The organism is Burkholderia sp. HAN2018 (assembly GCF_024704855.1).
Classification (GTDB): Bacteria; Pseudomonadota; Gammaproteobacteria; order Burkholderiales; family Burkholderiaceae; genus Burkholderia; species Burkholderia cepacia.
This window is the reverse complement of the sequence record NZ_QOBB01000050.1, coordinates 1-14,677: the sequence shown is the minus strand read 5'-3', so window position 1 is coordinate 14,677 and position 14,677 is coordinate 1. Positions and strand designations below refer to the sequence as shown.

Genomic DNA, 14,677 nt, shown 5'->3' with positions numbered 1-14,677 from the left:
GGCCTTTGTCATTCTGCATGCCGGATGGTACCGGTAACATCGTTTGGATGTTAGCACGGGTTTTTTGCGCAGCGGAAGGGATTTCGTGCGCATGTGGCTAAGGTGAGGGCAGGGGGGCGGTACGAAGCCGCGCGCGTGGCGGTCGGGATGCGCGCGGCCGTCGGCTTGTCAGGCGCTTTCCCGCGCGATGATCGTGTAGTCGATACGGATGCTTTTCGATTCGGTCCGCTCGCCGCCGTCACGCGCTTGCAGCGCCGCCAGCAACGCTTCGCCCGTGCGCAGCCCGATGCCGTACGCGTCGACCGATACGGTCGTGATGGTCGGATGGCAGCATGTCGCCACTTCGAAGTTCCCGAAGCCGGCCACGGCGATATCGGCCGGCACGGCGAGCCCGCGCCGGTGACACTCCATGATCGCGCCGAACGCCGACATGTCGCTCACGCACATCACCGCGTCGGTATCCGGCCATTGCTCCAGCAGCGCGGCCATCGCCGGGCCGCCGTGGCTCATCGTGATCGGCGATTCGCCCAGCCGCACGACGCGCGGTTCGCCCAGCCCCTGCGCCTTGATCTCCGCCTGGTAGCCCTTGAGCCGGTCCAGGCCGCGGCGATCCAGTTCGCTCGCGCCGACCAGAAAGCCGATGCGCCGGTAACCGCGCTCGGCCAGGTGGCGCACCATCGCACGGGCGGCGCGCACGTTCGAGAAGCCGACGGCGGTGTCGATCGGGCGCGTGGGCAGGTCCCACATCTCGACCACTGGAATCGCCGAGCGCTCCAATACCTTCCGCGTCGCATCGGTGTGCTGCGACCCCGTCAGCGCGATGCAGCGCGGCTGGTGTCGCAGCATCGACCGGACGAGCCGTTCTTCCCGTTCGAGGTCGTAGTCGGTATCGCCGAGCAGCAGTTGCAAACCATGCGGCTCGAGCGCATCGGTCAGGCCGCGCACGGTGTCCGAGAAGTTGGAACTCGACAGCGACGGCACCAGCACCGCGACGAATTCCGAGCGCCCCGACGACAGCGCACCGGCAGCGGCATCCGCCACGTAGCCGAGCTGGTCGATGGCCTCGCAGACCCGTGCGCGCGTCTCGGCGGCCACGCTGTGGCCGGCGAGCACGCGCGACACCGTCATCTTCGATACGCCTGCGAGGCGCGCTACGTCGGACATGCGGGGCGGCCCGGCGGGCCGGACTGCGGTGGGACTGGGCATCGGAATCGCGATCGGGAGAAGGCAGGAAAGGCTACATCATACCGGTGCGGCATACCGCGCAGGCACGGTCGCGGCGTGCCCGCCGCGGTGAGGGCTGCACTAGGGAAACCACGCGTCCGGCGGCACTTGTACACGCGTGTCGCCGCATGCTACCGTCGAATGTGTTACCGGTATCAGCTTGCCGATCGCTCCCGTCGCCTCGTCGGCTTTTTTTGGGCACCGGATGTTATCGGTAACATCGATGCGCGCAGCGCACGCGACGGTACGAAGAAGATCGACACAATCAGGAGACAGACCGATGCCATCCCTTACGCAGGCCGCTGCCGCACCGGCCGCGGCCGACTCGTCCGAAGACGCCCTTTACCGCAAGGTCATGCGGCGCATCCTGCCGTTGCTGCTGCTCTGTTACGTCGTGGCCTACCTGGACCGCGTCAACGTGGGCTTCGCGAAGCTGCAGATGCTCGACGACCTGAACCTGAGCGACGGCGTCTATGCGCTCGGCGCCAGCATCTTCTTCTGGGGCTATTTCCTGTTCGAGATGCCCAGCAACCTGCTGTTGCACCGCTACGGCGCGCGCTTCTGGATTGCGCGGATCATGATCACGTGGGGCATCGTGTCGTCGTCGATGGCGTTCATCGTGCCGCTCGCGCAGTTCTTCCACGTGCAGACGACCACGATGTTCTACACGCTGCGCTTCCTGCTGGGGCTGTGCGAAGCGGGTTTTTTCCCGGGCGTCATCCTGTACCTGAACTACTGGTTCCCGGCGCGGCGCCAGAGCGTGGCGATGTCGGGCTTCCTGGTCGCGATCCCGCTGAGCCTGACGCTCGGCAGCGTGCTGTCCGGCTGGCTGATGGAGCAGACGCACGGCCTGTCGGGCATGAGCGGCTGGCAATGGATGCTGCTGCTCGAAGGGCTGCCGTCGATCGTGGTGGCGTTCATCGTGCTGGCCTGCCTCGGTGACGGCCCGCAGACGGCGAAATGGCTGTCCGCCGACGAAAAGGCGGTGCTGTCGCGCAACCTCGAATCCGAGGCCGCGCACAAGTCGCACAGCATCGGCGCCGCGCTGCGCAGCCCGCGCGTCTGGTTGCTCACCTTCATTCTGCTGACGTTCAATACCGGTTTCTACGGGCTGGCCTTCTGGCTGCCGTCGATCATCCGCGCGTCGGGCGTGCACAGCCCGCTGCACATCGGCGTGCTGACGGCCATTCCGTACCTGACGGCGATCTTCGCGATGGTGTGGAACGCGTCGCACTCGCGCAAGACCGGCGAACGCCGCCTGCATGCGGCGATTCCCGCGCTGATCGGCGGCGTCTTCCTGATCCTGAGCGCGGCGTTCGCGCACAACGTGGCGCTGTCGATCGTATTCCTGACCATTGCCACCTGCGGCATCCTCGCGCTGATGCCGATCTACTGGACCTTTCCGGGGCAGATCCTGTCCGGCACGGCCGCGGCCGCCGGCATCGCGCTGATCAATTCGGTGGGGAACCTGTCCGGCTTCACGGGCTCGATGATCACCGGCGTCGCCAAGCAGATGACCGGCAACATCAACAACGGGACTTATGCGCTGGGCGCTTGCTTGCTGATCAGCTGCGTGTTGATCGCGTCGATTCCGCGCGATATCCTGCGGCCGCCGGTGGGGCGGTAGGGCGTTGGCGGGACGTTACGTCCGGCCGGGGCTGGGGCATCGCGCCGCCTCGGCGCCGGATGCATCACGTCACGCGGATCGATCTTGTGTGAGTTTGCTCGACCACCACACGCGGAATTCCGGCTACTTCCAGCCAGGGACGCCGGGCGCGCGACTCTGCTTTCTCGTGAGCGGCCGTCATGCGTCCTCCAGTGCGAAGCGCACCTTGTCCCCGAGCGTGCGCAACCGGTCGACCGGTTCGTTCGAGAACACGAAACGGACGTACTGCTCGCCGTGGGCGACGCCCCATCCGGTCATGGCCGTCGCACATACGCCGTGGCGCAGCAACCGCTCCGACATCTGCGATCCGGTCAGACCGAAATCGGCGACGCGCAGCAGCATCGACCAGCCGCCCGCCGGCATGCCGAACGGGAGTCCCGACAGTTCGGCGGCGACCGTATCCCGCCGTCTCTCCAGTTCGCTCACGTAGCCAGGCAGATCGGATGCGGAATGTTCGAGCGCAACCGCCGCGGCCTCCTGGGCTATGCCGACCGGTACCACGACATTGGCGAGCGACACGGCCACCAGATCCGGAATCAGCCATTCCGGCGCGACGATCCAGCCGACCCGCCAGCCGATCATGCGCAACTCTTTCGACGCCGCGCCGACCGTGACCGTACGCTCGGCCATGCCGGGCAGGCCGGCGGGATGGATGACCGTACGTCCATCGAAAAGCAGCCGTTCCATCGCGCTGTCGAGGATCAGCAGCAGATCGTTCTGCACACACAGGCTCGCGATCAGTTGCCAGTCGGACGCGTCGAAGAAGCCGCCCGAAGGCATCGACGGCGACATCAGCAGCATGGCCCGCGTTTTCGGACCGATTGCTGCCCGCAGTGCCGCCTGGTCCAGCTTCCATTCGCTGCCCGGCGTGAAGGTGAACGGGACTTGCTTAGGCACGCCGCCCGCCAGGCGGATGCGGTTCAGCAGACCGGCGTACGTCGGATCGGTGACGATGACTTCGTCGCCCGTCTCGACGGTGGCGAGCAGCGTATTCAGAATGCCGGAGAGTCCACCCGCCGACACCACCACCTGGTCGGCCGTGAAGCGCTGCCCCGAAAGCGCCGACACGTGGGCGGCAGCGCTCGCGCGCAGCCGATCCTGACCGACGAAGGGCAAATAGGAGTTGGCCGAGTCTCGCTGGATGGCTTCTCGGGTGAAGGCCAGCGCTTCCGAAGTGGGTGGGAGGTCGGTGTCGAGATTTTCGAGTCGCAAAAGGTCGACGTCGGCATGATCGGCGATCGACCCCATGCGATCGACGCCGATGCCGGCAATGTGCTGCAGACGGACTGGGCGGTGGCGGTGCATCGGACCTCCGATCTTGTTACAATTTTATAGATAATATATGCATGGTGGTCGGGATGAACTTTGAAGTCAAGGAGGAGCGCTCGCTGGCCGATCGGATCGCTATCGCATTGGCGGACCGCATCATCTCGGGCGTCATCGCGCCGGGGGAGTGGCTGCGTCAGGACCACATCGCGGCAGAGTTCGGCGCGAGTCATGTGCCGGTACGCGAGGCGTTCAGACGGCTGGAAGCGCAGGGGTTGGCCGTGGTGGAACCGCGACGAGGCGTGCGGGCGGCGCCGCTCGAGCCGGCGGACGTGCTTGAAATGGCCAAGATGCGTGCTGCTTTCGAGGCGCTGGCGTTGCGTGAGGCGATTCCCGCGCTCGATGCACGGGCGCTGGAGGAACTCGATGCGATCCTCGATCAGGAGGCCGCGGCGCGTGGCATCGCCGTGCTGGGCACGCTGAATCTGAGGTTTCATCGGGCGTTGACCGCGCCGTGCGGGATGCCGCGGCTCGTCGCCGCGATTGGCGACATGCATCGGGCCAGTTCACGGCATCTGTATGCGACGTGGCAGCAACTCGACTGGCAGGATCGCTCGAACGACGAACATCGGGACATCGTTCGGGCGATACGTGAGGGGGATGTGGACGCGGCGTGTGCGGCGCTGTCCGCGCATATTCTGGCTGCGGGGGATGCGCTGGCTCAGGCGTTGCGTGGGCGGTAGGGATGTGGGGCAGGCCGGGGGCATTGACCGGTGCGGAAGGCTGGTATGGGGAATGGCTGGCGTTTTCTCTGGGGTAGCTATAGTCAAACGCGTCGGGCGGCATCCGGCCACCAACAGTCGTTCGACACTGTCACCGGAATCGTCGACAATCGACCGCGCTCTTATGACGGCAACTGCAGCCAGCCAACACTCGGGTCGGTAAACGCGATGGCAAAACCTATCTTGATCGTATTGCTGAAAGGTCCATTTCCGGAAGCTTTTTGCTTTGTCGAGACTTTGCTCAAGCCTCTTGGATTTCTGCTTGCCAACCCTGATAGTGGGCGAATAACGCACTGGAGCGATGACGGCCAACAGATCGATGTATCCAGAGCCAAGATTGTTGATGAAGCATCGACAGGTGTAATGAAGAACGTTCAGTTTTGGCGGTCCGACAGCGATGATCTATTCGTGTCCTGGATCGATGCGTCGCCGGGATGGGAGTTTTCATTTCATCTCAATGGCGTCATACCAGAATTGAAGATCGCGTTGGTAACCGCACTCGCAAGTGCGATCCTGGTCGATTTAAAGCTGCAATACGAAGATGAGAGTGCCTTTCGGATCGATTTCGACTAACTTTCCAATAGAGCGTTCGGTTCAGATTCGGCTAGCTAGATCCAGCGACCGCTTCGAGAGCAATTGAGTGGCTGGTCAGGATCGGGTTGAGGCCGTCGCGGGCCACCGGGATGGCAACCAACCAGATTCGGCCAAGTTGAGACGTTCGACAGTTCCAGATGGATCGTTGACAATCTGCGAATGTGCTCCGACCAGCAGCCGCCGTCGATTGCACTTCCGCTGGCCGGCGTGGCGCTTTAATTTCCCGTGCTTATTCAGCTATGACCATCGCTTTGGAATCCCCCGATCAACCGGACGTGATCGCCCTCATCGCCGATCTGGATGCTTACCAAGATACGTTGTATCCGCCTGAGAGCAGGCACGCCCTGGATCTAGCCTCGTTGAGGCAATCGAATGTCCTGTTTGCTGTCGCGCGGGACATTGAGGGCCAGGCGATCGGCTGTGGAGCAATCGTTGTCGGCCCGGATTTTGGCGAACTCAAACGAATGTATGTCAGCCCTCGCGGACGAGGACAAGGCATCGCCAAGCAACTCATCGCTTTCCTCGAGACACGGGCCATAGATCTTGGCTGCAGGTTGCTCAAACTTGAAACGGGTCCATACCAACAGGAGGCGTTGGCTTTGTATGCTTCAGCGGGCTATGAGCGCCGGGGGCCGTTTGGAGATTACACGGACGATCCATTGAGTGTGTTCATGCAGAAACACATTGCTGCCTGAACGTTCGTGCTGGATGTCCGCTAACGAGAGAGCTACAGGGCGGATCAGAGGCGATTCCTTTCGGATGCAGTCGGCCACGAACAGCCCTTCGCTGATATCGCATAAACTTCCGCAAAGGCGCCGTTCACGTGAAACCCTTGATAGCCAACCTAGTTGAGACTGCGTGCGCTGTGGTCTCTCCTTCGGGCCTAGACAGAACCAGCAATGACTGACGAATTCAAGGAAATTGGCCACTCGGGCGGCCAGATCACCTTTCACATCCGCACAACGGAAGACGGTCGACGCGGCTATCAGGTTGAGTACACCAGCTGTCGTCCTGTGCCCATGGTGATGATCGGCGTTTACGCTCTCGATCCCGGCGTGCCGGTCGGGCGCATACAGCTCGGCGGCATTGGCGATGCATGGAACCCGCCGCCGGTGCCCGGTTGTCTACCGGTCCTCATTACTTGCGACAGTCAGGGCAAGTTCGGCCACCACTGCCCCGCCTGCGAAAGCTATTGGCGCAGCGGGCCGTGGCCCAATCTGTGCCCTTACTGCCGCATGGAGGCTGAGGATTACCAGTTTCTGTCTGAGGCGCAGTTGCGTTACGTGCAGCACTACTGCTCCACCCTCATCACCGGCATGCAAACTATCGAGAATGGGGACGTGAAGATCGACATGGATGCGGTTGCCGACGCCGCCGGCAGCGACGGCCCCAAGCCCGCTTTTTTTGTCGCTGAACAGAGCCAGCAGCGGAAATTCACGTGCGTGGCGTGCGAGGAGTACAACGACATTCTTGGGCGCTTCGGTTATTGCTCGTCCTGCGGGACGCGCAACGATCTGCAGGACTTTACTACCAGCACTGTGCCGGCCACCCGCATGGCGCTCAACAACGGCGGTACACCTGAAGATGCCGTCAAGAATATCGTTGGTGCCTTCGACACTTTCGCGGGTCAGTACGCGAAGCAGCTCGCCGCGCTGGTACCGATGTCCAAGCGGCGTTTCATCCGGCTAACGAAGCAGCGGTTTCACGACCTGACGGACGTGCGCCGCTTGTTTCGGGATTGGTTCGATATCGATGTTTGCGACGGTATGTCCAGCGCGGACGAGCAATTTGTCGTGCGAATGTTCCTGCGGCGGCACGTATATGAGCACAACGGTGGCGAAGTCGATCAGCAATATCTGGATGCGAGCGGTGACGACACGGTGCGCCTTAAGCAGCACATCCGGGAAACGCGCGAGGATGTGCACCGGCTCATCGGCCTCGTGCAGAAGATTGCGATCAGTCTGCACGACGGTTTTCATGAGCTCGTGCCGCCGTTGGAAGGGCCGATTAAGGCTTTCGCGGAGAAGAAAGCCCAGATCGAGCGTTACCGGAGTCGCGGTTGACGGCGGCCTGTCGCACTGAACGCGGAGAGATGGGCCCTTTTTTCTCTCATTGGTCGCGTGCAATGCAACAGGGCGTGCTTGGGGCTCCTGCGTCTCATCAGTGGCGCATCGCAGCACATGTGTGCGGCTGAGAGTCCGCTCTCGCTGCGCTCAATGACCGCTATCGAGCACGATCACTGTCTCAGAAGGGTCGTTCAGAGCCATTCGTGCCCGCGTGCAGGTCTTCATTCCGCCCGACGGCTCACGACACCCTGCGCCGCATCCCCCGCACCTGCAGCCAGATGGCGGATATCAGGAAATAGAGCGCACCTACTCCCGCGTAACCCGCGATCTTAACGATCGCCGGCGGCATCGGCGCATGGCTTTGCAAAATGAAGAACAACCCGGCCAACGCCGATTGCGCGCCGCTCAGCACCATCACCCACTGCGCGCCGGCCTGCTTCCAGCGCCGCACGGCAGTGCCGAGCTGCAGCGCGCCGGACAGAATCGCCCATACGCCGAACACCGCGAGGACCGCGGGCAGGCCCGCATTCAACGCCGGAAATACCGCCAGTGTCGTGACGGCGCTGATCGCGACGTTGACCGCCTGCGTGTGGTTTGCCGCCATCCCGCCGCTGCGGGACAGGTCGACGAAATTGGCGAGCGCATCCCAGGCCGGATAAACGACCAGCAGGACCGCCGCGCCGGCCGCGCTCCGCCGGCCGACGGAAAACGCCAGCGCGACCCAGATCAGCGAGAACACCGCCCGGGAAAAGTAGTACCGCTTCAGCCAGTGTTCGTCGGCCAGGGCGTGGAATTCAGGGTAGCGATCAGTCATTTGCACTCCTTTTACATCGAAACGTCGTTCCGGCCGGCACGCAGGATGTCCGCCATGCGGATGCGGATTCGGATTCGGATGCGGCGCCGGCACGGATCTCCAGTGCGCCGAGTATCGCAATCGTCCGCGCCTGCCGCCATCGGTCAGATGTCCGATGGCGAAGTCCGCGGGGCGCTCCGCAGAGATGCGAGCGAACATCGCACCGTGTTGGCCCCGGGGCGCGCCGCCCGACGCGCATGCCCCTGCACGCCGCGACGCCGTCGCGTATGATCGTTTCCCCGTCCTCGCGAATCTCTCCGCCCATCCGATGCCCGACGCCGAAGCCCGTCACGCCCCGCTGCGCATAGTCGACGCCGTGCGCGCGCTGGCCTTCATCGGCGATCTCAGCATGGGCCAGCCGACCGACCATTCGCCGCGCACCGGCTGGCTGGCGGCGCAGCTCGCGCACGCGGCACGATTCGATGCATCGGTGTGCGACACGGCTCGCGAGGTGGCGCTGTTGCGCTGGTCGGGCTGCACGGCGAACGCGGCGGGCTTCGCGCAGGTATTCGGCGATGACGTCGCGATCCGCGCCGCGATGCTCGAGAGCCGGCCCGCCATGGCTGAAGCGATCGGCAGCGCGGGTGTCGCGCTGATCCCGCTCGCGCAGATTCATTGCGAAGTCTCGGGCGAGGTGGCGCGAATACTCGGTCTGTCCAGCGCGACGGAAACCGCGCTGCGGCACATTTTCGAAACCTGGGACGGCAACGGGCTGCCTGCGCGGCTCGAACGCGAACAGGTGCCGCCCGCCGTGTCGATCGTCGCGCTGGCGGGCGACCTGGACGTGCTCAGCCGCACGTACGGCATCGAACAGGCCCTCGACTTGATCGGCCAGCGCGCGGGGTCACGTTATCCGGCCGTGCTCGTCGAGACTGCTGCGCGCGACGCACCGCGCTGGCTGGCGGCGCTCGAGCACATGGCGCCCGCCGACCTGGATGCCGCATTGGCCACGCCGGACATGCAGGGCGCGACGTCCGCCGAATTGATTGCGGACGTCATCGATCTGAAACTGCCGTGGATGACGGGTTTTTCGCGTTCGGTCGCGGCGACGGCGGCCGCCTGTTACGGCCGTCTTTCGCCGGACGAGGCCGCGCGCGAACGCGTGTACCGGGCCGGACTGATTCATGGCATCGGCAGGGCCGCAGTGCCGAACGATGTGTGGAATCTGCCGACGCGGCTGCCTGCGAGCGCATGGGAAAAGGTGCGACTCGTCCCGTACTGGACCGAGCGCGCCGGCAGGCAGACCGGCGCGCTCGGCGAAGCCGCGGTGCTTGCGTCGTATGCCTACGAGCGGCAGGACGGTTCGGGCTATTTTCGCGGCGCGCGCGATGTGGCGCTGACGCTCGAAGCGCGCGTGCTGGCGGCGTCGCTGGCGTGGGTCGCGTTGCGCTCGGCGCGTCCGTGGCGCGCGGCGCTGAACGATGCGGCCGCCGCCGTCCAGTTGCAGGAAGAAGCGGCGTGCGGCCGGCTATGCGGCGAAGTGGTAGCTGCGCTCGTGACGGGCGGGACGCCCGTGCCCCGGCGCATCGCCACGGGCGCGTCGGCCGTTGGCCCGCGCCTGTCCGCGCGGGAAATCGACGTCCTGCGGGCAATCTCCCGCGGCGCGAGTAACAAGCAGGTTGCGCAGGCGCTCGCGATGAGTCCGAGCACGGTGCGCACCCATGTCGAGAAGGCGTTCCGCAAGCTCGAATGTTCGACGCGTGCCGCGGCGACCCTCAAGGCGTCGGCGCTGGGGCTGCTCTGACGCGCTCCGCGACGCGGATTCGCTTTCGTGTGTGCGCGGACGGCCCGTCGGGCCGGCGCGACCTTTGACGCTCCGCCTGTCCGGTGGCTTATCCCGCGTATCGAAGATGGCGGTTGCACCATTCAAGTCGGCCAGTCGTTGATCCGTTCCCTGCGATCCGAGGCTGTCGCGTCGGTGTCGGCCCAACCGTACCCCAACGTCGCGATTGCGAAGTAGACGGCACCGACGGCTTCGCAGGAAAGCAGCGCGCCGGCCAGCGCCATTCGCGCTCCACCCGAGACCATTTGCGCCGGCGCGTCGGCGTGTTTCCCGCGATGCACTGCGGTGCCGATCCGAAACAGGCCCGACACGATAGCGAGCACGCCGAACGCACGCGGCAGGCCGCTCGCCAATGCGACGATGAAGATCTGACGTCCCGACATTGCAGTGATCCTCCCGGTCCGGTATCGCGTGACGGCTGCCTATCCTGACACCCGATCGTTCGCGGCGCCATCGGACAAGTGACCGATGGCGCCGGCCGAAACCGATGCATGGCGGCGCGCGATCGGCACTACGACACGCGCGAGAACACGTCCGTGATGAGCCGATCGGGTTCGATGTCGGTGAACGCATCGATATCTGCCATGACGTCTGCCGTCTCCGCGGACGCGAACGCAGCGTCCAGCGCCGCACTGTCCTTGAAACGGCACATCGCCACGACGATCAGTTCGCTGTCCTCACGTGCTGGAAAGAAAGCGTCGATAGCGTCGAGCCCGTACGGCTTCCAGGATTTTTCCACCAGCGGAATGTGTCGTTCGACGTAGTAACGGGCATCGAATCGCGTGCCCGCGGCTCGGCGATAGGAGACGATGAAATACACGAAGAACCTCCAGGTCGGACTGACGCGGCGATGAATGTCGGTACGGGAAAATACGGGCAAATACAAACGATCACGGCCGTTCGCGTTCGGGGCCGAAGCCCGGACGCGCGGCGGCCCGCATCGACGTATGAGCGGCGCCCGCCCGTGCAAGCGAGATGCCCAGCGCGGCGCCCACGGCGAGGAACACCGAGATCGACAGCAGTGCGACGATGAACGCATGCGCGATGGCCGCCGGATCCTGGCGCGTGCCGAGCGTCGTATAGAAAATGCCGCCGATGATCGCCACGCTCAGCGACGTGCTGACCTGCAGCGTCGAGCTGGCGATGCCGGCGATCATGCCGGACAGCGCCGGTGCGACGCGCCCCGTCACCATGCGCATGAGCGTCGGCAGCGCGAGACCTTGTCCGAAACCGATGACGAAGAGCACGACGGCGAGCGGCGCGGCAGCGAGCGGCATCCCGATCGGCGTGGCATCGATCAACCACGCGAGGCCGACGAGCCCGACGATCTCCAGACTCATGCCGAACGGATTGACGTAAGCGCCGATGACACGCGCGGAGGCAGGCGTCGACAACGGGCCGAGCAGGAACCCGACGCCGAACGGCAAGAACACGAGGCCCGCGCTCAGTGCGTCGACGTGCAACGCATTCTGCAGATACACCGAGAACAGCAGGAAGAACGCGCCGATCGAGTACAGCAGCAGCGCGATCAGCAACGCGCGGCCGAGCCCCGGTGCGCGCAGCGCGGCCGGATCGAGCAGCGGTGCGCCGCCGCGGCGGCCGAGCCGGCGCTCGTAGCGCCAGAAGAATCCGGCGAGGGCCGGCACCGCGAGCAGCGACACCCATGCCCATACGGGCCAGCCTGCTTCGCGCCCCTCGATCAGCGGCACGATCAGCGCGCCCAGCGTCAGCATCGACAGCGCGGTGCCGCCGAGGTCGAGCTTGCGCGCATGCTGCGCACGCGTTTCCTTCAACAGCGGAATCCCGAACAGGACGACCAGAATCGCCAGCGGCAGGTTGACGAGGAAGATCGTGCGCCAGCCCAGATTCAACAGATTCAGCGAGATCAGGATCCCGCCCAGCGCCTGCCCGACCACGGCGGCGAGGCCGAATACCGCGCCGTACAAGCTGAGCGCGAGCGGCTTTTCCGCTTCGGGGAAGATCGCCTGGATCGAAGCGAGCGCCTGCGGCGCCATGATCGCGGCCGTCACGCCCTGCAACGCGCGGCCGACGATGAGCGTCCACGGCGAACTGGCGAAACCGCACAGCGTCGAGGCGATCGCAAAGCCGATCAACCCGAGGAAAAACACGCGGCCGCGGCCGAACAGGTCGCCCAATCGCCCGCCGGTGATCAGCGTCACCGCGTACAGGCCCGCATACGATGAAATGACGAGTTGCTCGGCCGACGACGAGGCGCCCAGTTCCGCGCGGATCGACGGCAGCGCGACGTTGACGATGAAGAAATCCAGCGGCGGCAGGAACGCGCCGACGAGCAGGACCGCAAACATCGCCCAGCGGCGCGGGTCGGGTGATACGGGGTCATTCCGTGACATGGACGGTTCTCCATACGGAACCAATCGGTTCCAAATTGGGTAAAAAAATATCAGTCGAGGATGCGCATCGTGCGGTCGACCAGCGCGAGCATGTCCTGCTCCGACACGCCGGTTTTGCCCAGCACGCGCATGCCCTCGATCTGGCAGACCAGCAAACGCGCCAGCACCTGTTCGTCCTGTTCGGCGATCTCGCCGCTCGCCTGGCCACGGACGATCGCACCGGCATAGAGCTGTTGCAGCCGCCGGAACATGCGCCCGGTGCGCTCCGCGACATCCGCGTCGCGCGCGGCCAGTTCCGTGGTCATCGCGACCGCGAGACATCCGCGCCGGCCCGCCTCGCCGACGGACAGGCGCGCATAGCGCAGCAGCGAATCGCGAATCGCATCCTTGACGGCGCCGGGTTGCGACAGAATGTCCGCGGTCGCCTTGAGCCCGTCGGCCATGTACAGGTCGAGCGCCGCCAGCAGCAGCGCCTTCTTGTCGCCGAACGCCTTGTACAGGCTACCGCGCGACAGGCCGGTGCCGGCCATCAGGTCGGGCAGGGACGCGCCTTCGTATCCGCGGTCCCAGAAAACGTCCATCGCGTCGCGCGCGGCATCGCCAAGTTCGAATTCGCGTGGGCGGCCCACGCCAGCCGGATTTGCCATTGATTGGTGTCGCAAACGATGCGGTGCCAAAAGTTGGATGCATTATATGGACCGATCGGTTCCGATGTCAACGCATGCCTGTCGACCGGGCGCGGCGAGGGCCGCCTCGCGGACGGCCCGGATTCATCCGATCAGTCGAGCCCGCCCTGGCACAGGTACTTGATCGACAGATAATCGTCGAGCCCGTAGCGCGAGCCCTCGCGACCATAACCCGACTCCTTCACGCCGCCGAACGGCGCGGCCTCGCTCGCGAGCGCGCCTTCGTTGATCCCGACGATGCCCGTTTCGAGCCGCGCCGACACGCGCGCGATGCGCCGCACGTCCTGCGTGTAGAAATACGCGGCGAGCCCGAACGGCGTGTCGTTTGCGGCGTCGACGGCTTCGTCCTCGGTATCGAAACGGAACAACGCCGCGACCGGGCCGAACGTTTCCTCGCAGGTCAGCTGCATGTCGGCGGTGGCGTCGGCGAGCACCGTCGGCGCGTAATAGTTGGGGCCGAGTTCGGCCAGACGCTTGCCGCCGGCGAGCACGCGCGCGCCGCGCTCGATGGCGTCGCCGACGTGGCGGGCAATCTTGTCCACCGCACGCGCGTTGATCATCGGGCCGATCTGCGCGGCCGGGTCGGTCGCCGGCGCGACTTTCAGCGCGGCGACGCGCGCCGCGAGCTTCGCGGCGAATGCGTCGTAGACGCCGGCCTGCACGTAGACGCGATTCGGCGACACGCACGTCTGCCCGCCGTTGCGGAACTTGGCGGCCATCAGCCCGTCGACCGCGGCGTCGAGCTCGGCGTCGTCGAAGACGATGAACGGCGCGTTGCCGCCGAGCTCCAGCGACAGCTTCTTCAGCGTCGCCGCCGACTCGCGCGCCAGCAGCTTGCCGACAGGCGTCGAGCCGGTGAACGTGATCTTGCGCACGCGGCCGTCGGCGAGCCAGTCGGCCACCGCATCGATGCCACGTTCGCGCGATGCGGCGATCAGGTTCAGCACCCCGGGCGGCACGCCGGCTTCCTGCGCGAGAAACGCGAGCGCGAGCGCGGTCAGCGGCGTGTCCTCCGCCGGCTTCGCGACCACCGTGCAGCCGGCCGCGAGGGCGGGCGCGATCTTGCGCGCGATCATCGCGAGCGGGAAGTTCCACGGCGTGATCGCGGCGACGATGCCGATCGGCTCCTTCACCGCGCTCAGCCGCTTGCCGCGCTGCTGCTGCGGAATCAGGTCGCCATACGTGCGTGTCGCTTCCTCGGCGAACCACAGCACGTAAGACGCGCCGTATGCGACCTCACCGCGCGCTTCCGCGAGCGGTTTGCCCTGTTCGCGCGACATCAGTTTCGCGAGATCGTCGGTGTGCGCAACGATCGCGGCATGCCATGCGCGCAGGATCGCCGCCCGTTCGCGGGCGGGTGTCGCGCGCCATGCGGGCAGCGCGCG

The 14,677-nt window shown here is 65.3% G+C and carries 14 protein-coding genes; 6 read left to right on the top strand and 8 right to left on the bottom strand.

Features of this window, described 5'->3' with window-relative positions; genetic code table 11:
- Nucleotides 1-168 precede the first annotated feature (168 nt).
- Nucleotides 169-1,206 carry a LacI family DNA-binding transcriptional regulator gene (locus tag DPV74_RS15495; RefSeq protein WP_174392705.1) on the bottom strand — a complete coding sequence of 346 codons (1,038 nt, stop codon included), beginning with the start codon at nt 1,204-1,206 and terminating at the stop codon, nt 169-171.
- A 298-nt stretch (nt 1,207-1,504) separates the two neighbouring features.
- Here DPV74_RS15495 and DPV74_RS15490 point away from each other — a divergent pair, with 298 nt between their 5' ends.
- Nucleotides 1,505-2,851 carry an MFS transporter gene (locus tag DPV74_RS15490; protein WP_059855893.1) on the top strand — a complete coding sequence of 449 codons (1,347 nt, stop codon included), beginning with the start codon at nt 1,505-1,507 and terminating at the stop codon, nt 2,849-2,851.
- A gap of 177 nt (nt 2,852-3,028) precedes the next feature.
- Here the strand turns inward: DPV74_RS15490 and DPV74_RS15485 are convergent, their stop codons facing one another.
- Nucleotides 3,029-4,195, bottom strand: a complete 1,167-nt coding sequence (locus tag DPV74_RS15485; RefSeq protein ID WP_119337509.1) for a pyridoxal phosphate-dependent aminotransferase — start codon at nt 4,193-4,195, stop codon at nt 3,029-3,031.
- A gap of 53 nt (nt 4,196-4,248) precedes the next feature.
- Here DPV74_RS15485 and DPV74_RS15480 point away from each other — a divergent pair, with 53 nt between their 5' ends.
- The 4 genes from DPV74_RS15480 (at nt 4,249) to DPV74_RS15465 (ending at nt 7,595) form a co-directional block, all read left to right on the top strand.
- Nucleotides 4,249-4,899, top strand: a complete 651-nt coding sequence (locus DPV74_RS15480; RefSeq protein ID WP_226128526.1) for a GntR family transcriptional regulator — start codon at nt 4,249-4,251, stop codon at nt 4,897-4,899.
- 45 nt (nt 4,900-4,944) lie between these two features.
- Nucleotides 4,945-5,511 carry a hypothetical protein gene (locus tag DPV74_RS15475; RefSeq protein WP_226128528.1) on the top strand — a complete coding sequence of 189 codons (567 nt, stop codon included), beginning with the start codon at nt 4,945-4,947 and terminating at the stop codon, nt 5,509-5,511.
- Nucleotides 5,512-5,771: 260 nt separating this feature from the next.
- On the top strand, nt 5,772-6,227 hold the full coding sequence (locus DPV74_RS15470) for a GNAT family N-acetyltransferase (RefSeq protein WP_119337507.1): 456 nt from the start codon (nt 5,772-5,774) through the stop codon (nt 6,225-6,227).
- Between the two features lie 204 nt (nt 6,228-6,431).
- Nucleotides 6,432-7,595: a hypothetical protein gene (locus DPV74_RS15465; protein ID WP_058036679.1), complete on the top strand. Its 1,164-nt coding sequence runs from the start codon at nt 6,432-6,434 to the stop codon at nt 7,593-7,595.
- A 241-nt stretch (nt 7,596-7,836) separates the two neighbouring features.
- On the opposite strand, the gene DPV74_RS15460 is transcribed toward DPV74_RS15465, so the two are convergent.
- Nucleotides 7,837-8,412, bottom strand: a complete 576-nt coding sequence (locus DPV74_RS15460; protein WP_119337506.1) for a DUF308 domain-containing protein — start codon at nt 8,410-8,412, stop codon at nt 7,837-7,839.
- Nucleotides 8,413-8,719: 307 nt separating this feature from the next.
- On the opposite strand from DPV74_RS15460, the gene DPV74_RS15455 reads away from it, so the two are divergent.
- Nucleotides 8,720-10,195 carry an HD domain-containing phosphohydrolase gene (locus DPV74_RS15455; protein WP_119337505.1) on the top strand — a complete coding sequence of 492 codons (1,476 nt, stop codon included), beginning with the start codon at nt 8,720-8,722 and terminating at the stop codon, nt 10,193-10,195.
- A 122-nt stretch (nt 10,196-10,317) separates the two neighbouring features.
- Here DPV74_RS15455 and DPV74_RS15450 read toward each other — a convergent pair whose 3' ends face one another.
- The 5 genes from DPV74_RS15450 to DPV74_RS15430 form a co-directional block, all read right to left on the bottom strand.
- Nucleotides 10,318-10,617, bottom strand: coding sequence for a hypothetical protein (locus DPV74_RS15450; protein ID WP_162923049.1), 300 nt, complete (start codon nt 10,615-10,617; stop codon nt 10,318-10,320).
- Nucleotides 10,618-10,745: 128 nt separating this feature from the next.
- Nucleotides 10,746-11,054, bottom strand: coding sequence for an EthD family reductase (locus tag DPV74_RS15445; RefSeq protein WP_119337504.1), 309 nt, complete (start codon nt 11,052-11,054; stop codon nt 10,746-10,748).
- Between the two features lie 70 nt (nt 11,055-11,124).
- A complete protein-coding gene (locus DPV74_RS15440; protein WP_060372546.1) occupies nt 11,125-12,606 on the bottom strand; it encodes an MFS transporter in 1,482 nt (493 codons plus the stop codon).
- A 50-nt stretch (nt 12,607-12,656) separates the two neighbouring features.
- Nucleotides 12,657-13,253 (bottom strand): TetR/AcrR family transcriptional regulator, encoded by a 597-nt coding sequence (locus tag DPV74_RS15435; protein WP_048027395.1) that lies wholly within the window; start codon nt 13,251-13,253, stop codon nt 12,657-12,659.
- Nucleotides 13,254-13,384: 131 nt separating this feature from the next.
- Nucleotides 13,385-14,677: NAD-dependent succinate-semialdehyde dehydrogenase (locus tag DPV74_RS15430; protein ID WP_162923048.1), on the bottom strand; the 1,293-nt coding region annotated here is incomplete at its 5' end.